A 17,609-nucleotide genomic window follows, 5' to 3' on the forward strand; every position below is an offset into this window, starting at 1 on the left:
GAACAGCTCCCGGGGCCAGGTCCTGCCGGGCGCCGATGGTCGTACGGGCCGGGCAAACTGCCCTGGGACGACCCACCGTACGTGTCCGGCGAGCCCGTGGCGCTACAGCTACCTGTAGGTTTCAATCGCCAGCCTGCGGTAGCGACTGTCGGCTCGCCCTTACCTAGCGTGGAATTCATGAAATCCACAGCGCCACAGCACGGCTCGTCCCGGCGGCGGAACCGCCGGATCCGCCGGGGTTGGCTGACTCTCGCGGTCGCCGCGCTCGTCACCGCCGGGGTGGCCGAGGCTGTCCAGCAATCAGACGACGAGCCCGCCGCGTCCGGCTACCGGGAGGTCGACCTGCGCCGGGACATCGATGCCCTTCGGGCACTGGGGATTACCGGCATCCAGGCCCGGGTGACCACAGCTTCCGGGCGTGATCTGGTCGCGACCACCGGCGTCGCCGAGACAGGCACGAACAGCCCTGTGGCCGCCGACGGCTATTTCCGGATAGCCAGTACCGGCAAGGCACTCATGGCCACGGTCATCCTGCAGCTGGTAGACCAGGGCAAGCTGGCGCTGGACGACACGGTGGACCGCTGGCTGCCCGGGCTGATCGACGGCAACGGCAACGACGGACGCGAAATCACCGTGCGCCAGCTCTTGCAAAACACCAGCGGCCTGCACGACGACCTCCCCGGCTTCGATTCCGCCGCAGAGTATTACGAGCATCGATACGACACCTATACCGCGGAACAGATAGTCCAACGGTCGATGAAGCACCGCCCGGACTTCCAGCCCGGCACCGGTTGGAGCTATTCCAATACCGGTTACGTCGTCGCCGGCATGATCGCGGAAAAGGCCTCTGCTCGCCCGTGGCAAAAGACGATCGCCAGCCAGATCCTGAAACCGCTCGACCTGAACCACACCTACCTTTCGGGTTCCACCCCCGCTCTGCGCAACCCGCACGCCAGGGGCTATCAGGTCTTCGCCTCCGGCGAACAGACCGACGTCACCGAACAGATCGTCCCCGACCTCGGCGGCTATGTCTCCACCACGCGGGACATCAACCGCTTCTTCCAGGGACTGCTGGGCGGCGAGCTGGTATCCGCGGCGGGCCTGGCCGAGATGCGAGACACCGTCGCGATCGACCGGCAACTCGAGGCGATCTGGCCCGGTGGACGCTACGGCCTCGGCTTGGTCAACCGCCCGCTGACCTGCGGCGGCACCTATTGGAGTCACCAGGGGGGCGAAGCGGGCTACATCACCCTCAACGGCGCCACCGACGAGGGCACGCGCACCGTCACCCTCTCCATGACCACCAGCTTCAACGACCCCGACCGAACGCTCCGGCAACAGCAGCTCGCCAGCGACCTGGTCGACCGCGCGCTGTGCGACACCTCCGGCAGTTGAGGTCACTGCTGGCGATCCTGCTCCCTTTGACGAAAGGATGACCCGTGGCAACCATTGATGTCACCGGCACTACGACCGCCCGCCCGGCAGCCGCGACCGCGCCCCACGGGCCCTCCGATCTCTCTCCGCGGCGCTGGAATCCGTTCACTCGCATACTGTTCCGGTTCTGCTTCCTGTACTTCGGGCTGTACTGCCTTGCCGCACCGGTGATGCTGTATGAGTTCACCGGACTGTTCCGCTCCTGGTTGCCCGACGACGCACTGATCTGGTTGATCCGGCTACTGGAACCAGCACTGTCCTGGGTGGGCCACACAATATTCGACGTCGATGTGGTGGTGATCCTCAATGGCAGTGGTGACCAGAGCATTTACTGGATATTGCAGTTCTGCCTGCTGATCGTCGCGCTGGTCGGCACCCTGGCATGGACCACACTCGATACTCGGCGTACCGAGTATCGGCGGTTGGCCGGCTGGCTGCTGCTCGGGCTGCGACTGTGCGTCGCCGCGCAAATGGTGCACTACGGCCTGGCCAAGGTCATTCCGGTACAAATGCCCGAGCCCGACCTCACAACCTTGCTGACACCGGTCGGCGACCTCACGCCGTTCACACTGCTGTGGAATCAGGTCGGCGTTTCACCGGAGTACCAGACCCTGCTCGGCACAGCGGAATTGGTGGCCGGGCTGCTGCTGTTCATCCCCCGGACCGCACTGCTGGGAACGATCTTGGCCGTGGTCAGCATGGCGCAGGTGTTTATCCTGAACATGACCTTCGGCGTGCCCGTGAAGCTCTTCTCCGGCCACCTGCTGCTGATCGGCTTGGTGCTCTTGGCTCCCGAAGCAAGGCGGCTGACCGCGGTACTGGTCTGGAACCGATCGACCGAGCCCTCCACCACGCCGTACCCGTTCCACACCCCACGCGTGCGACGAATCGCAGCGGGGGCCCAGGCCGCACTCGCACTCTGGGTGACAGTGTCGATGACATACCTGACCTGGGACATTTGGCAGATGGTCGGGCCGGACCGCCCGAAACCCGCCCTGTACGGCATCTGGACGGTAACCGAATTCCTCCGCGACGGACACTCGGTACCACCCCTACTCACGGCGGACGACATCCGCTGGCGCACCGTCATATTCGACCACGTCGGACAGATCTCATACCAGCTGACCGACGGCACACTCATCACAGCACCCGGCACCGTAGACGCCACCACACACCGCATCGCGATCGCCGGCGCGCCTAGCGGCGACACCCCCTCGGCAACGCTGACCTTCGAACAATCCGCCACCGACCGGACCACGCTGACCGGTAACCTCGGGCCCCACCCGGTGGCCATCACCCTGCAGCGCGTCGATCCGGACACGTTTCCGTTGCGCAGCACCACATTCCGCTGGATCCAGGATCGACCCGCACGCTAGCTTCGCCCTCGCCTGCGCCGCACCGCTCGAGCAGCCATCCGCGCAGCCGCTCATCGGCATTTGCGTGCGTTGGGAAGCCTTGCCGACCAACAAATCTGGACGCTCGACCAACGCGGCTCCGCGCCATGAGCGTGCGTTGGTGTCGCCGAGCTGCCTTGGGGTAAAGCGGAGGTCGCCACCACCAAAAGCGCGCCAGAGCCGTTCACCGTGCAGGTCTGTCGCGGAGGATGGCGGTCAGTAGGGCCGCGGATGCGGCGATGGCCGCGGTGGCGGTGAACGCGGTGCCGTAGGCGTGGGCGAGGTGGGATGGTGTGGGTTGGTTGCCGGAGTCGCCGGCCGCGGTGGTGATGGCGAGTAGTCCGGCGAGTCCGAGTGCGCCGCCGATTTGGCGGGTGGTGTTGATCAGTCCGCCGGCCAGTCCGGTGTGTTCGGTGGGAACACCGGCGGTGGCTCGTGCGGTGAGCAGAACGAATGCGATGCCTTGGCCGGTGCCGATGAGTAGTGAGGGAGCGGCGATGTCGATGAGGAATCGCCCGTCGACGGGGGTGCGTGCGAGCCAGGCCAGCCCGGCTGCGAGCAGTGCCAGTGCGGTGGCCAGCAGGGCGCGCGTGTTGAGGTATCGAGCCAGTTTCGGTGTGATCGTGGAGGCGGTTGTGATCATGATCGCCAGTGGCAGTTGGGTGAGGCCGGCTCGGATCGGTGTGTAACCGAGCACCTTCTGCTGGTAGAGCGGGAGGAAGAAGAACAGTCCCAGCCATACCGCGCCGAGCAGCGTCATGACGATGTTCGCGGCAAGTACCCCGCCGATGCGCAGAATCGCGGGCGCGACGAGCGGCTGCGCTAGCCGCCGCTGTGATACGGCGAAGAGGATGAGCAGTACTACCGCCGCGATCAGTGGGGCGATGACGCGAGGCGTGGTCCAGCCGTATTGTCCGCCTATCGACAGCGCGTAGGTGAGTGCGGCGAGTCCACCGGTCACGGTGGCCGCGCCCCATAGGTCGACCCGGCCGCCCGCCGGACGGTCGGCGGGTACCAGCGATATCGTGGCGGCCAGCACCGCGAACGTTATCGGTGCGCCGATGAAAAATACTGCGCGCCAGCCGAATACGCCAGTCAGGATACCGCCCGACAGCACACCGGCGACGCCGCCGATTCCCGATACCGCGCCCCATACCCCGATTGCCCGCGCGCGGCCCGCGCCGGCGGGAAACAATGTCAGCACCAGTGCGAGTGCGGTCGGGGCGAGCAGTGCCGCGCCCACCCCCTGTCCGACTCTGGCGGCGAGGAGGACCACTGCGGTGGGGGCGAGGCCCGCCGCGATCGAGCTGGCCATGAAAATCACTGTGCCGGTGAGAAATACCCGCCGCCGTCCGAATACGTCGCCGAGTCGGCCGCCCAGGAGCAGCAGGGCCCCGAAGGCGAGTACGTAGCCGTTGACGATCCAGGAGAGCCCGATGGGTGACAGTTCGAGCCCGCGCCCGATGTCGGGCAAGGCGACATTGACGATCGAGGTGGTCAGCACGACCAGGAACTGTGCGGTGGCCAGGACGGTGAGCCCGATCCATGCCCGGGCCGACGGGGTGGGGGTTCGGTTTACGGGGACGGGCTCTAGTCGGGCGTTCATGATCTGTCTCCAGGTCCATGCACATGTGGCCGGCCGACGGCTCGGTGGCCATCGGACGGCCACATGCGATTGTCTTGACGAATTCGGTTGTGCCGCAGGTAGAACGCCGATCAGTCCGCGATCCAGGATCCGTGGATACCGCCGGGCACGTGCCGGGGCAGTTCGACGGCCGCGACCGGCGGCGCGGTGAAGTCGCGGGCGTCGAGGACGAGCAGCTCCGACGCCTTGCCGGCGCGGTCGCCGACGAGGGTGAGCAGGTAGCCGTCGTCTTCGCCCGTGGCGTCGGTGGCGGGGACGAAAACGGCTTCACCGGGGATGCGGCCCGCACCGGTCGGGGCCAGCAGGCGTGCGCCGGTGTCGTTGTCGTACTTGACGATTCCCACACCGCCGTATCCGGAGCCGGGGTAGGCGACCGCGTAGCTGTAGCGGTTGCGGCGACCGACGTAGTCGTCGTTGATGGTCGGGAATTCGGTGACCAGCGAGTCCATCATTTCCTCGCGTGCCGTGGTCTGCCCGGGTTCGAGGACCCAGCGGTACTGCAGGGCACCGGCGACCGGGTCGGTCGGGTATCCGGGTACGCCGATCCACCACTTCCACGACGTCTCCCAGCTCGACCGGTCCAGCCGGGGGCCTTCCACGACGACCCGCCCGGCCGCGTCCTCGTAGGCATTCGAAACATGCAGCATCGCACCGGGTTCCACGTCGAACCAGCGCACCGGACCGGTGCCGGTACGGGGCAGGATGCCCATGCGCGCCTGGTAGGCGTCGTCCCACCGGTAGGGGATGCCGGAGGTTTCGGCGGGGTTGAAGGTCACCGACAGGTCCAGCCACACCGCGTAGTGCTCGGTGATCGCGAAGTCGTGCATCAGCGACGGGCCCGCCCCCTCGACGACCTGCTGGTGGCGGAGGTCGCCGTCGGCGGAGGCGATGTAGTAGATCAGGTGCGGCGCGACCGGGGAGTAGGCGAAGAAATGCAGTTCACCGGTGACCGGGTCCACCTTCGGGTGTGCGGTCATCGCGGTTTTCAGCTTGCCGCCGAAGTCGTAGGCGCCGACCGTATCCAGCTCCGGAGTCACCTCGAACGGCAGGTTCGCCTCCTGCAGCGCCAAGATGCGGCCGGCGTGCTCGATGATGTGGGTGCCCGCCACACTGGCGGTCAAATCGATGCTGCCGTCCTCGCGGTTATAGGGTGCGCCGTCGAGAGCGGGCGTCTTCACCCACCGGTTGCGATACCACTCGGCCTGACCGTTACGCAGCCGCAGGCCGTGGAGCATGCCCGCGCCTTTGAACCAATGTGTCGGTGTGTCGCCGGGTTTCGGGTTGTGACCGTTGCGGAAGTAGCGGCCGTTCAGCTCGGTGGGGATGGTCCCGCGCACCGGCAGGTTGTGCGCGGTCACCTCGTCCGGCACGGGCCGGTAGTGGCCGGTCAGGTAGGGCTTGGCAAGCGTGGTGTCGCTGTTCATCGGGTTACCTCGTGATTCAATCGAGTGTCGAAACCTGTTGGGTGAATGAGTGTTTCGAGCCATCGGCGGGTAGTGCTGAGACGGTGCGGAAGCCGGCGTTGCCCATGGTGGCATCGGGGGTGTTCGAGGATCGGGCGGCTGTGCGGTATCTGGTGCAGTAGCTGTCGTGGCACAGGTACGAGCCGCCGCGCAGTACCCGCGACTCCCCGGTGGCGGCGCCTTGCGGATCGCGCACATGCCCTGCTCGGGCATCGTGGCTGTAGGTGTTCGGGGAGAATCGGTCATAGCACCACTCCCAGACGTTGCCTGCCGTCTGCCAGAGTCCGTACCCGTTGGGCCGGTAGGAGCGCACCGGTGCGGTGGTCAGGAATCCGTCCTCCCGGGTATTGACGGTCGGGAAGGTGCCCTGCCAGATGTTGGCCCGCCACTGGCCGCCTGCACCCGGGGCGCCGTCACCCCACGGATAGCGGGCTCCAGACAGGCCACCACGCGCGGCGAATTCCCATTGCGCTTCGGTCGGGAGACGCCGACCTGCCCAGTCGCAGTAGGCGGTGGCGTCGTGCCAGGAAACCTGTACGACCGGGTGGTCGGCGCGGTCGTCGATGCTGGAATGCCGTCCTTCGGGATGCCGCCAGCTTGCCCCCTTCACCCCCACCCACCAGGGGCTCTGTGGAGCGCGTCCGACGAGGTCGTGCTCGTCGGCGGCCAGCACGAGGTGGAATACGGCGGTGAACCCGAGCTTTTCCGCCTCGGTTTCGTATCCGGTCTGCTCGACGAACGCCGCGAAGGCGGCATTGGTGACGGTGGTCGCGTCGATGGTGAACGGCGACAGTTCCACCGCGTGCACCGGCGTCTCCCCGTCGGCGTGAAATCCGTTGCGGTGCGGATCGCCCATCGCGAATGTCCCGCCGCGCAGGTGTGCCTGTTCGATCGGGTGGCGATCGGAGCTCATCGAATTCGCTCGGCTAGGCAGGTGCGTTGCCGTTCGACGTCGCGGGGATAGGTGCGATAAAGAATGGTGCAGAAGGCGGCGTTGGCGAGCATGAGTATGCCGGGGATCCAGAGCATGACGCCGCGCAGGCCGATCACGTCGGTGAGCAGTCCGGCGGCGAGGTTGAACAGCGCGTAGGCGAGGGCTTCGAACACCGAGAGCAGCAGTGCGAAGGCGGCGCCACGCATTTCGGGCGGTACTACGGCGGCGACGATGGGCCGGTTCACTCCGGGGTTGAGACCTTGCATGAATCCCAGCACCGCCCAGAAGCCGGCGAAGATCTCGATGCCGCCCCAGTCGTGCTGGGTGCCGAGGATGGCGACGACGCCGAAACCGAGTTGGGCGAACTGCAGGATGATGATGCGTCCGGTCTGCGGGAATCGGGTCTGGAGGAAGTCGGTGGCCAGACTGCCGCCGAAGGTGCCCAACAGGTAGCCGATGCCGAACGGCAGGGTGACGATCGAGGCGACCGCGGTGGTGAAGCCGTAGGTGTGTACGAGGAAGATGATGCCGAAGCTCATGATCAGCAGATGGCCGGAGATGAGTCGCTGGATCAGCATGAGTACGAACGTGGGGATCCGGAGCATCTGTTGCACTGCGGCCCAAGTGATCCGGTCGTTCTCGGCATGCTGCGGCCGGGCGGTTTCGCTGGCTCCGACGCCAGGGTCGGTGAAGAACACGGCCAGCAGGACGGCGGTGAGCACGGTGATGGCACCCCAGGCGAAGAATCCGTACCGCCAGCCGTCTGGCACGCGGGACAACTGCCCGATGAGCGGTCCGAGTACCGAGCCGAGCAGCGAGATCGCGCCCCAGGTGTAGCCGTTGGCGCGTCCGCGGGCTGTGTCGTCGAACAGGTCGGCGGTGATTTCGCTGGCGATCGGCAGTGCCGCGGCGATGAACACGGCCGATAGTCCGTAGAGGATGATGAGCTGGACGTAGTTCTGTGCGAGTCCGGTTGCGGCGGTGGCGATTCCGGTGCAGCCGGTGGCAACGGCGAAGGTGATCTTGCGGTTCGTCCGGTGCGCCACCCACGCCCATAGTGGCCCGAAGACGATGCTGATGAACTTCGCGAGGGAGGTCAGGTAGCCGACCGCGGCCGCGGGCGCCGCGAGCGCTTGGACGATGACCGGGGCGAGCGTGCTGAGCACGCTGGATTCGTTGTTGTCGGCCCACAGCGGAGCGACGACGAGGGTGAGTTTGCGCCAGCGGCCGGGAATGATCACCGGCGTGGCATCGGTGAGTGCCGGGGGCACCGGCACGACTTTGTCTATCAAGGCAGGTCTCACTGAGGGTGGCGGGAGATCGGGCGGCTCTCGGCCAGTGCCCGATCGAGGCTGTACAGGGTTCGCCTGGTCAGAACCGGGCTGAAGGGGGCCAATTCGAGGAGGGTGGCCGAGGCGGTCTGCTCGGCTATGCGGGCGATCGCGGGCCCGAGCGCCGCCTCGACGACCGTGCGGGTATCGGCCGTGGCGAGCAGCTCGGTGATCGGCGTGTTCACCCCGGGCCGCCCGGTCGGGAAGTCTTCCGGAACCGGGAGCGGCTCGACAGCTTCCTGATAGATCGGCAGTTGGGTTCTGGCCAGCAGGTGCCGGCCGGCTGCCTTTCCTGCCAGCGGCAGGCCGAGGCGGAGGAACTGGGAGTCCGGCGCGTCGTTGGCACGCATGAGGTCGAGCAGCAGGTCGATCATCCGCAGTTCGAGGTCGTCGTCGACGATCGGGTTCTCCTGGTGGGGGTCGCTGTCCAGGTCGAACAGAACCGTGCCGAAGGCGAACGGGTCACCGACGGCAAAGCCGGGTACGCGCAGCACGGGGACGTTCTTGGTGAACGACAGGGGGCCGACCAGCTGCGCGGTCTCCAGTTCGCCTGGGGTGAAACGGGTGGCCATGTGCGTGGGCATCAGGGTGTGCTCGAATAGCGGCGCATTGCCTGGCGCGGCGGGGGCTCGCAGGTACACGTACCGCCCGTCGGTGACGTTGACGTGCCCGCCGAAGACTCCGAACAGCGCGCCGACCCGGTGCCTGTCCGGTGCTGGATCGCGCAGCAGCGGCAGCAGGGACCGTCCCTGCATATCCGCGGTGGGCTGGAGGCCGAAGAAATCCAGCAGGGTGGGGCCGAAGTCGATGGTCTGAACCAGTTCTCGGCAGGTGCCTGCTTTCGTCCGGGCTATCGGATCCCACAGGAACAGCGGCGTGTGGATGTTTTCGTCGTACCAGGGCTGCACGTTCTTGCCCCACCAGCCGTGCTCGCCGAGCAGGAACCCGTGGTCGGTGCACACGATCAGCAACGTGTCGTCCCACAGGCCCAGCTCGTCGAAGACATCCAGGACGCGACCGAGCGACGCGTCGCACATGGTCAGCAGCGCGGCGTACTCGGCGCGCGTACGGTGCACGGTTTCCGAATCTTCTTCCACCCGTTTGTAGTCGGGCCACGCCGGAGACTCGCTCGTCGCGTCCAGTGCGGGATAGTGACGGTGGTAGTCGCGGTGGGAGAAGAACGGTTCGTGCGGGTCGAAGCACTCGATCTGCACGAACCACGCGTCCTCGGCGTGATTGGTCCTGATGAACTCGAGGCCGGCGTTCACGGTCCGGATCTGTGGATGATCGGCCTCTCGGGTCAGGTGCTGCCGGTTCACCAGATCTTGCCGCCACAGCTGGTGGCGCACCCGGCGCGGGCTCTGTGGCTGCGGCGGATCGGCGACCTGCCCCTTCCACGCGTCGCCCTCCTGACCGCGGAAGAACTCGAAGGTACGGAATCGGCTGTGGTACGTCGCTCCGCCGTCCTCCCAGTAGTGCGGATGGTCGGTGACCAGGTGCGGATATATCCCCGCCGCGGACAACATTTCCGGCACCGAATCGTCGAAAGGCTCCAAGGGGCCCCAGGAACGGTGCAGGAAGTTGTAGCGGCCGGTGTGCATCTCGCGGCGGGCGGGCATGCACGGCATCGAGCCGCCGTAGCAGTTGTCGAACCGCACAGTGTGCGCGGCGAGCCGGATGAAGTTCGGCGCGTGCACCCACTCGGCGCCGTACGGTGGCAGTAACCGGCGGTTGAGACTGTCGAACAACATCAAGACCGCGCGCATCAGCTGCCCGCCTTGCGACGCCCAGCCGGCCCGGGCTCGACGGTGGCCGTGCGGGCCTCCAATGTCTCCAGCAACTCCTCGAGCCACGCGATCCAGCCGTCGATCTGCCGCTCGCCCTGGCGCCGGATCTGTTGTGCGATGAAATCCAAGGCCTCCGCATCGATTTCGGCGCGATCGTCGTCGGTCTCGGTGTCGTACGGGCGGTTTCGGTTGAGTCGCACCTGTTCGCGCCGCGCCGTCAGTTCTTCCCGCACGAGATCGAGCGTGCCGGGCTCGCCGAGCATCATGCTCACGCGGAGCCGGAACGCGAACTCCGGATCCTGGAACCGGCGCGGCGGCAGGTACGAGGAGCGCACCCAGCGCCGCAGCCGCGCCATCCCAGCCGCGGTGACGGTGTAGATCTTCGCGTCCGGCCCGCCGTCGCGGGGATCGGTCCGCCACACCACGGAGCCCTCGACCTGCATGCGGTTCAGCTCGCGGTAGATCTGGCTGGCATGGCGGTCCAGGCCGACGAACTTGCCTTCGACATAGCACCACCGCTTGATGTCGTAGCCGCTCATCGCGCGGGCCGCCAGCAGCCCTAGCAGAGGGTATTCGAGCTTCATCGGGCCCTTCCTGAGGTAGGTGCAAAAGCACTAGGTGCAAAAGCATATAGCTTGAGCGCCGTTTCGTCGGCTATTCGGTGCGAAATCCTTTACCGCCCAAAGCATCAGCCATACTCGAGCCCTGGTTTGTCACCTCGCCGCGAAGGCGGTTTCGGGAGTCCAGGACAGTGCGTTGTCCATCGCGCTGAGGTACATCGAACGCGGCGTCAGCCACACGAGGCCGTTGCGGAACGCGACCTTCAGCGGATTGCGCCACTGCGCAATCCGTCCTGACGAGGCCGCGACCCGCGCCAGTTCCTGGGTCCGCGGACGCCGCGCCAGGTCGTAGTCGCCTGCCAGGGATTCCGCGGTCGACGCTTTCGCGGCGAGCCCACCCAATGTCGCGGCGTCCTCCAGTGCCTGTGCCGCTCCCTGCCCGAGATCGGGTGTGCTCGCGTGCGCGGCGTCACCGAGCAGGACCACCCGGCCGCGGGTATAGGTGGGCAGCGCTGTCTCCAGGGAATAGATGTCGTGGCGTAGTAGTGATTTCGGCGGGGTGGCGGCGAGCAGCCGCGGGATCGGGTCGTGCCAGTCGCGGAAACGTCGCGCGACCGCCTCGATGCTGTCGTGCGGGTGGGAGTTCGGCGGGGCCGGCAGCGTCGCGTACCAGTACACCCGCCCATCGGTCAGCGGCATAATGCCGAACCGCTTGCCCCGCCCCCAGCTTTCGATCAACGAGCGGCCCACCTCGATGTCGGCGGCGGCCTCGGCTGGTACCACGCCGCGCCAGGTGAGGTACCCGGCGTAGATCGGCCTCGGGTGCCCGGGGAACAGTTGCGCTCTTGTCGGACTGTCGAGGCCGTCCGCGGCGACGACGAGGTCCGCTCTGAGAGTTGCGGATTCGCCGGATGGACGCTGGAACGTCACGGTGCCCGTTTCGGGATCGACACCGGTCACCCGGTGGCCGGTTTGCAGGTGGGTGTGCACCAGCGCCCCGATAAGCATGGCGTGTGCGTCGGCCCGGTGCAGCATGTACCCGGAGACGCCGAACCGGCGCCGGACCTCGGTGACGTCCCCCTGCAACAGCCACCGTCCGGATGCGGTCCGAATTCCCGTGGCGCCCTGCGCGGTATCCAACTCCCGGAGCCGGTCCGCAAGTCCCAGCCAGTTCAGCGCGCGCACCGCGTTGGGTGCCAGCATCAGTCCCGCGCCGACCGGCCGGAACTCCTGCGCGCGTTCCAGCACCGTCACCTTCCAGCCGGCGCGCTCCAGGCCGAGCGCCGCGCTCAACCCGCCGATTCCGCCACCGACCACCACTGCCGTGCTCATGCCTACCTGCTCCCGGTCTCGCGCGAGGAAACACCCGCGCCGCTAGACAACAGGGCCGCAGTCACGGGCTGCTCGGTAGCGGACAGTCGGTGTGAGTAGCGGGCGAGGACGATCATGACCGCGGGGAGGAGCAGGTCGTAGACCAGTACTCCGCCGGTGTTGCCGGGAGCGTGGTCGCCGTTGGCGAACCACTGGTAGAGGTGGCCGATCGCCGCGCCCCACAGGAACATTCCGGCGCCGAGGCCGATGGTGATGCGCTCGCGGGCAGTGGCCGAGGCGGCGCGGAATCCCATGACGGCGAGTCCGAGGTTGGCGAAGGCGATCTCGAATTGGAACGGGCTCTGGTTGAAGCCGATTGCGGTGGCCATCGCGTCCGGGACGGTCAGGAAGGCGATCGTCATCCACAGGCTGCCGCAGCCGAGTGCGGCCACGGCCCACCATCGCTGCCAGGTTTCCAGGGCGGCGGCACGGGAGGGGCTGTGCCGGGTTCGGATCAGTGCGCCGACCACCGCGATCACTATCCAGATCAGGGGGAAGGCCGACTGGGCGAGGTAGGACATCTCGTTCATAAAGTTGAGTGTTGCATGGTTAATATTAACCAGTCAAGACTCGGGGTTATCGGTTACGGGGTGTCGGACCGGGCTATCGGCGTGGCTCGAGGAGTTTGGCCAGCGTGGCAGTGTCGCGTAGGTAGCGTTCGTACGGGTTCTTGCGTGCGCTCAGCTCAACGGAAATGGTGGCTGGGCAGCGCCCCTTCGACGCTGCTGTCATCGACCGGTGAATCCACCTGTGTCGCTGTCCCGTCCGGCACCACGATCATCCCAACGGTCGAGTTGGATGGCGTATGTTGCTCTCGGTCTCGCATGCATCGCGGGGGCAGCGGCCTTCGCAACGCGTCGCTTTCCCTGCCCATGGGACCCGCGCATGGAAACCCTCGCAGGGCTGCTGATCTGGTTGGCGCTGCCCGTGATCCCGGCCTGCATAGCGCTCGTGCTCGGCAGTAAGGGAAAGGTTCGTACCGGGCGCACGGAAAGCAGATCCTGGCCCGCATTCGCCGCACGCTTCATCGCGGGTGTTGTCCTATTCATCTCCCTTTTCTCAGTAGCCGTTCTGTGGCTTTTTTTCCTAGGGATGCGGGACTTTTCGACTTTCGGGGACTGACCGTCATGTCGTAGAGCCGCTCGCAGGCCACTGGGGTAGGGGGTCGCCAGCGCTGAGTCGTCCGTCCCCGGACGCGCGGGGACGGCTCACTGCGCTCCCTGAAACGACGCCTGTCCAACGTCGTCTACAGCCGGATGCTCGCCGATGCACACCGCAACGAGAAGGCAAGTCCGGGAGGGCAATCGGGGGCGCATTTTGACTCCTGCGCGACCGGCTCGACCCCGTATGCCGATCCTTCGGACAAGCCACAACCCGGACCCGCCATCCACCAGCTTATCGAACTATCAACTGCTACTTGACACTAAAGACCTCCGATTCCGCTAACTGTCAAGCCGCAGCGGAGGTCGTTGGCGTTGTGGGTGGTTGGCCGAATGCTTCTGTTGGGTCGCAGTTTTGGCGGGTTTGCAAAAACGATCGTCTGGCTGCCGTCGGCTGGATCTGGGCCACCACCATGGTCGTTCAACCCGGGCGTGCTCGGCGGCATTATCGAAGCCGCCGCGACCACGTCGATCGTCATGCTCCGGCGGGCCGGTACCGCGACATGGTTGGGTACCGGCTATTTCGTCGACGGTGCTGTGCCGACTGCCGTGGTGTTGCTTTGGTACCTGCTCCTGCTCGCGGGCAGTGTGCTGCTGATTCGGGTATGGCTCGGCCGGCCGGGCTTCGACGATCGGCATCGCCTTGCCCGCTATGCGGGTGCATTGGCGGCCTATTACAGCTACGAAATCCTGATCTTTTCATGATCTTCCAGCCTCGTATGTAGGTCAACGAGGTCGTAGGGTCCCCCCGGTGAGGAACATCGTCGCTGCCATCGTGATCGGGCTGTCGTGTGTAGTCACCGTGTCGTCGTGCTCGTCTGCGGACCTATCCGAGCGGACCCCAGCCAAGGAGGTCCCACTCGAGGGGGTCGATGCGATCCTCGCCGAACGTGAGAGCCTGCGCTCGCTGGATCCGTGCGGCTATTTCGACGACGCGGCGATACACCGGATCGGGACGCCCGACGCCATCGAGATCGATAATTCGTTCGACACCTGCATGGTGACCTTCCGGCCCCCGCACGATCTGGCCTCGATCTCAGTCAGCATAGGTGGACTCACCGAGGCCGATCTAGGGCAGGGGCCTCTGCTGCACACGCCACAACACCAGATCGGTGACACCACGGTGCGGACCTTCTCCGTAGACCGGTTGTCTTGCAACGCAATTGTCCCTGTCAATGATTACTGGAGCATCGCGATCGGCGCGCTCGCCGCCGCTGGGCGCGAAGGCCGACCACGGGACCAGTGCGCTGCAGCGCTGGAGCTCGCCACCGCGATCGTCCCACGTCGGCTCGATCGTCCTTTACGCGTGAATTCCCCACACACTCACCGGAACTCGCGACTCGCCGCCCTCGACCCATGCAAGGTGCTCGACACGCTCGGGCAAGGACACCACCCGTATCGGGTCAACGATACTTCGCCATGGAATTGCAGCTTCGAACTCGACAACAACGACGATGGGATCCTCCAGCACATCGACCTCCACTTCGCCGAGCCCGGTGAGGTGGCAGACGCTACGGTCACCGGCACCACGATCGGAGGTCTTCGAGCCCGCGAGTACTACCTCTCCGCAGAAGCCTCGCCGCTGAAGCGGAGCAGATGCCGGATCGCGATCTGGACCCCGGTCGACGAGCGCATCGGACATTCCGAATCCATCACCATCTCCACCGACGAATGTGCCGCCGGGCGCGCCGTCGGCGAAGAGATTGTCCGGCTCTTCAACCAGCTCCCGCGCTGACCACCCCCGAACAACAGCACGGCGTCGAACTTCGGTCTATTGACGCATCGCCAGGACAACGCGAGTACGAACAGCACACCCCCGAACTCGAGATGTCGTAAGGCGTGGCTCAGCTGGTCGTCACCAACCCCAGCCAGAAGGTCCATCCTCAATTCGGCCATGTGCGCGCGTTGCCGATGCTGGGATTGATCTCGGCCCGTTGCTCTTTCACGGACCTGCGCTGACCGCTCCGACCGCGCGGGTCGCGGCAGATGCGGGACCGGTTTTCTCGAGCGTCGCGGCGATGGCAGCGATCTGGCGTCAGCGGTGGATCTACCGATAAGTCAACCAGCGTGCTGTGCTGGGCAGGAACGTCAACATGAGCATCACGATGTTCAATACGATGCCGACGGCCGATACCGCGTCGAGATCCGTATTCACCGTGATCGTGTTGCTCTCGGCACTGGTGATGATCATCGACTGGACAACGGTACCCACGCCACCCACCCCGAGCAGGACACGGGCGATCTTCTTGCGGATGAGCATCAGGATACCGCCGATCAGCAGCAGTATCGCGGACGCCGCCACCACGATAAGCCGCAGTTGGAGTATGGCGAAGGACCAGCCGTACTCGAATGGGGGAGTGAAGATCGGGATCGCGAAAAATACGATGAGTCCGAACAATCCGAACGCTTCGCGCAGGGCACCGAGCACCGCGAGGATGCCGGCGATGATCGCGGCGACACTGCTTGAGGGTGGCTGCGATTGTGGTTGTGCTGGGTGCTGTGAGGTTCTGTCCAACAGAATGTCCTTACCGGTCTGGTCTTAAGAATGTCGACGGGTAATCTCGCTGCCGTCTCTGCGGCGAACGCCGGAGTCCAAGGCCACATTTGACGTTGAGGAGCTCTCGAGGCGGCCCGCCTCCTGAGTCCTGGCGTTCGCCGGGACGACGGAGTTTTGTTTTACGATGCGTCAGAGGCCGCGGCTTGGTTTGGTGCCTGATCCAGGGGCGGGAGCTGACGCGGGATCAGGCGAGTCGATTTGACTCGGCGGCTTCGGCGCCCACGCGGTGGTAGCCGAGACGATCGTCAGGCGTCGGCGATACCCGGTGCTCGGGGGCGTGGGCGGCCCGCGGTGTCAGGATTGCTCTGGCGCAGGAAAGACCCGCGCCGCCGCTGCTGCGCCGAGGACGGCGAGCCGGTGCGGGTGAGCGGTAACGGTATCCGGCGGGTCGTCTGGATGGACGCCAGCGCCATGAACAGCGAGGTGGCGACGACTCCGACCAGCGCGAAGGACAGCGGCCGATCGGGCAGCGCGAACAGGGCCAACGCGGGCAGGACAGCTGCGAAAACCGCAAAAGCCAGCAACTGGGCCCGAGTGAACATGCCATGAGCCTACCGCGCCACTCAGGCAGGCCTGAGCCTAGGACACCTTGCCGGGCGTCGAAGATGAAGGGAGCCGGAAAGTGTTCTCTTACTTAGCTTTCAGATACATTCTCGCTGCCCGATATGTGTCTCTATCCCACGCGGGATAGAGACATGCCGTGCTCACGTCGGACATCACGGGCGGCCGTTGTCGTCGTCACCTCAACCGATTGGACGCAGCCGAAGCACGCGCATCGGCAGATCCGGACGTTCCCTGAGTCTTCGGCCGACCGCTTGGTCATGTTCGGTCGAACGCTCGCTCGTCGGCAATATCGTGCGTTCACGAGATCGTCTGGACGCCGACAGGAACGCGCGCCACGCGCATTATCGGACGTTCGTGGTACGTGGACGCGAGTGCGGTCACACGTCCCAGGTGACCGGGAGGCTCTTCACGCCGTAGATGTCCGCGTTTTCCGGGCGTAGGGCGACCTGCTCGGCGGGTACGGCCAGGCACAGTGTGCGGAATTTGTTGATCAGGATCGGGACCACCCGAACCGGCAACGGACTACGCATCACCCCCACCGCGATGCTGCGCAACTGAACACAGCACCAGCGCGGCACCTCGCCTGTCCGACTCGAGGGTCACCGGATGGAGGTCGGGGTCGCAGCGGCGCGATCGATTGTGCCGCCTCGAGTCTCTGCCGCGGCTGATGATTGTCCAGAGTTGGGCGTTGGATGGCGGCGACCGCGAGGTCGAGGTCTTCCTGCAGGTCCCGATTGCGCCGGCGAAGCTATGCCTCGGTGTCCCTTGCGCTGATGCCATCATCAGTTGCGAGGGTCGGTGACCGGCGTTGCACGGCACCGACCTTTGCGCGCTCATCCGTCCGGCATCAACACGGTGGATACGATCCGCCGGGTCCGCCCTGGCGCAGCTTCGTTGGCGGCGAACCGGGTCAGCAGTTCGCCCAGCGCGGTGACGAACTCGGTGAATCCCTCATCGGAGAGCAACACCGCGGTTTGACGGAACGCGATGCCGTCGCGCTCGGGCGCGATCTCTTCGCGGGACAGATAGCGGTCCAGGTCGCCGGCCAATCCCGCGACGAACACGGTGAACATCGTTCGAAGCTGGTCGGGATCCACACCCCCTTCGCCCGCATCGCTTGCGCCGGAGCCGATCGCGTACGTGCGTTCCACCGTGCCGCGAATGCGACGTTCGCCCACGACGGTGAGTACACCGGCCTCTACCAGCACGCCGACATGGCGATACAGGGTTGTCGCCGCGACGTCGGGTAGCTGCTCGGCCAGCTGAGCCGTGGTGAGCGTGCGCCCGATCAGCGCCTGCACGATCCGCCACCGCACCGGTTGATGCAGCAGTTCGGCCAGCGAAGGGCGAGACGAAGGCATTGCCATTACTCCCAAATGTGGTAATAATACTGGTATCGGAAACATTCT

The 17,609-nt window shown here is 65.8% G+C and carries 16 protein-coding genes; 4 read left to right on the plus strand and 12 right to left on the minus strand.

What is annotated here, in order from left to right; genetic code table 11:
- Positions 1-177 precede the first annotated feature (177 nt).
- Both NN4_RS14065 and NN4_RS14070 read left to right on the plus strand, forming a co-directional pair.
- Entirely contained in the window at positions 178-1,395 is a 1,218-nt protein-coding gene (locus tag NN4_RS14065; RefSeq protein WP_147130539.1) for a serine hydrolase domain-containing protein, read from the plus strand.
- A 44-nt stretch (positions 1,396-1,439) separates the two neighbouring features.
- The gene (locus NN4_RS14070; protein WP_246180872.1) at positions 1,440-2,810 is read left to right on the plus strand and encodes a DoxX family protein; all 1,371 of its coding nucleotides are present in this window, start codon (positions 1,440-1,442) and stop codon (positions 2,808-2,810) included.
- Between the two features lie 202 nt (positions 2,811-3,012).
- Here NN4_RS14070 and NN4_RS14075 read toward each other — a convergent pair whose 3' ends face one another.
- From NN4_RS14075 to NN4_RS14110, 8 genes are all read right to left on the minus strand, one after another.
- A complete protein-coding gene (locus NN4_RS14075) occupies positions 3,013-4,434 on the minus strand; it encodes an MFS transporter (RefSeq protein WP_147130541.1) in 1,422 nt (473 codons plus the stop codon).
- A 110-nt stretch (positions 4,435-4,544) separates the two neighbouring features.
- Entirely contained in the window at positions 4,545-5,897 is a 1,353-nt protein-coding gene (locus tag NN4_RS14080) for a carotenoid oxygenase family protein (RefSeq protein WP_147130543.1), read from the minus strand.
- A 16-nt stretch (positions 5,898-5,913) separates the two neighbouring features.
- On the minus strand, positions 5,914-6,849 hold the full coding sequence (locus NN4_RS14085) for a formylglycine-generating enzyme family protein (protein ID WP_147130546.1): 936 nt from the start codon (positions 6,847-6,849) through the stop codon (positions 5,914-5,916).
- Positions 6,846-8,162 carry an MFS transporter gene (locus NN4_RS14090; protein WP_186818414.1) on the minus strand — a complete coding sequence of 439 codons (1,317 nt, stop codon included), beginning with the start codon at positions 8,160-8,162 and terminating at the stop codon, positions 6,846-6,848. The genes NN4_RS14085 and NN4_RS14090 overlap by 4 nt, the downstream gene beginning before the upstream one ends.
- Positions 8,163-8,170: 8 nt before the next feature.
- The gene (locus NN4_RS14095) at positions 8,171-9,967 is read right to left on the minus strand and encodes a sulfatase (RefSeq protein WP_147130550.1); all 1,797 of its coding nucleotides are present in this window, start codon (positions 9,965-9,967) and stop codon (positions 8,171-8,173) included.
- Positions 9,967-10,572 (minus strand): PadR family transcriptional regulator, encoded by a 606-nt coding sequence (locus NN4_RS14100; RefSeq protein ID WP_147130552.1) that lies wholly within the window; start codon positions 10,570-10,572, stop codon positions 9,967-9,969. Before NN4_RS14100 ends, NN4_RS14095 begins: the two co-directional genes overlap by 1 nt.
- A gap of 129 nt (positions 10,573-10,701) precedes the next feature.
- Positions 10,702-11,880 (minus strand): FAD-dependent monooxygenase, encoded by a 1,179-nt coding sequence (locus NN4_RS14105; RefSeq protein WP_147130554.1) that lies wholly within the window; start codon positions 11,878-11,880, stop codon positions 10,702-10,704.
- 2 nt (positions 11,881-11,882) lie between these two features.
- Complete coding sequence (locus NN4_RS14110; protein ID WP_147130557.1) at positions 11,883-12,449, minus strand: DUF6790 family protein; 567 nt, start codon at positions 12,447-12,449, stop codon at positions 11,883-11,885.
- A 963-nt stretch (positions 12,450-13,412) separates the two neighbouring features.
- On the opposite strand from NN4_RS14110, the gene NN4_RS14115 reads away from it, so the two are divergent.
- Together NN4_RS14115 and NN4_RS14120 are read left to right on the plus strand one after the other, a co-directional pair.
- A complete protein-coding gene (locus tag NN4_RS14115) occupies positions 13,413-13,784 on the plus strand; it encodes a hypothetical protein (protein WP_147130559.1) in 372 nt (123 codons plus the stop codon).
- Between the two features lie 46 nt (positions 13,785-13,830).
- Positions 13,831-14,814 carry a hypothetical protein gene (locus tag NN4_RS14120; RefSeq protein ID WP_147130562.1) on the plus strand — a complete coding sequence of 328 codons (984 nt, stop codon included), beginning with the start codon at positions 13,831-13,833 and terminating at the stop codon, positions 14,812-14,814.
- 312 nt (positions 14,815-15,126) lie between these two features.
- On the opposite strand, the gene NN4_RS14125 is transcribed toward NN4_RS14120, so the two are convergent.
- From NN4_RS14125 to NN4_RS14140, 4 genes are all read right to left on the minus strand, one after another.
- Positions 15,127-15,594 (minus strand): hypothetical protein, encoded by a 468-nt coding sequence (locus NN4_RS14125; protein WP_147130564.1) that lies wholly within the window; start codon positions 15,592-15,594, stop codon positions 15,127-15,129.
- Between the two features lie 287 nt (positions 15,595-15,881).
- On the minus strand, positions 15,882-16,178 hold the full coding sequence (locus tag NN4_RS14130; protein WP_147130566.1) for a DUF6412 domain-containing protein: 297 nt from the start codon (positions 16,176-16,178) through the stop codon (positions 15,882-15,884).
- Positions 16,179-16,577: 399 nt separating this feature from the next.
- Complete coding sequence (locus NN4_RS14135) at positions 16,578-16,730, minus strand: hypothetical protein (protein WP_222595055.1); 153 nt, start codon at positions 16,728-16,730, stop codon at positions 16,578-16,580.
- Between the two features lie 303 nt (positions 16,731-17,033).
- Entirely contained in the window at positions 17,034-17,561 is a 528-nt protein-coding gene (locus NN4_RS14140) for a helix-turn-helix domain-containing protein (protein WP_147130568.1), read from the minus strand.
- Positions 17,562-17,609 lie beyond the last annotated feature (48 nt).

This window comes from Nocardia ninae NBRC 108245 (assembly GCF_007990755.1).
Classification (GTDB): Bacteria; Actinomycetota; Actinomycetes; order Mycobacteriales; family Mycobacteriaceae; genus Nocardia; species Nocardia ninae.

What these genes read in the sequence shown, in the direction of transcription:
- NN4_RS14065 (WP_147130539.1), top strand. Translation starts at nt 178, where the DNA reads ATGAAATCCACAGCGCCACAGCACGGCTCGTCCCGGCGGCGGAACCGC.
- NN4_RS14075 (WP_147130541.1), bottom strand. Translation starts at nt 4,434, where the DNA reads ATGAACGCCCGACTAGAGCCCGTCCCCGTAAACCGAACCCCCACCCCG.
- NN4_RS14080 (WP_147130543.1), bottom strand. Translation starts at nt 5,897, where the DNA reads ATGAACAGCGACACCACGCTTGCCAAGCCCTACCTGACCGGCCACTAC.
- NN4_RS14085 (WP_147130546.1), bottom strand. Translation starts at nt 6,849, where the DNA reads ATGAGCTCCGATCGCCACCCGATCGAACAGGCACACCTGCGCGGCGGG.
- NN4_RS14095 (WP_147130550.1), bottom strand. Translation starts at nt 9,967, where the DNA reads ATGCGCGCGGTCTTGATGTTGTTCGACAGTCTCAACCGCCGGTTACTG.
- NN4_RS14100 (WP_147130552.1), bottom strand. Translation starts at nt 10,572, where the DNA reads ATGAAGCTCGAATACCCTCTGCTAGGGCTGCTGGCGGCCCGCGCGATG.
- NN4_RS14105 (WP_147130554.1), bottom strand. Translation starts at nt 11,880, where the DNA reads ATGAGCACGGCAGTGGTGGTCGGTGGCGGAATCGGCGGGTTGAGCGCG.
- NN4_RS14110 (WP_147130557.1), bottom strand. Translation starts at nt 12,449, where the DNA reads ATGAACGAGATGTCCTACCTCGCCCAGTCGGCCTTCCCCCTGATCTGG.
- NN4_RS14115 (WP_147130559.1), top strand. Translation starts at nt 13,413, where the DNA reads ATGCTTCTGTTGGGTCGCAGTTTTGGCGGGTTTGCAAAAACGATCGTC.
- NN4_RS14130 (WP_147130566.1), bottom strand. Translation starts at nt 16,178, where the DNA reads ATGTTCACTCGGGCCCAGTTGCTGGCTTTTGCGGTTTTCGCAGCTGTC.
- NN4_RS14135 (WP_222595055.1), bottom strand. Translation starts at nt 16,730, where the DNA reads ATGCGTAGTCCGTTGCCGGTTCGGGTGGTCCCGATCCTGATCAACAAA.
- NN4_RS14140 (WP_147130568.1), bottom strand. Translation starts at nt 17,561, where the DNA reads ATGCCTTCGTCTCGCCCTTCGCTGGCCGAACTGCTGCATCAACCGGTG.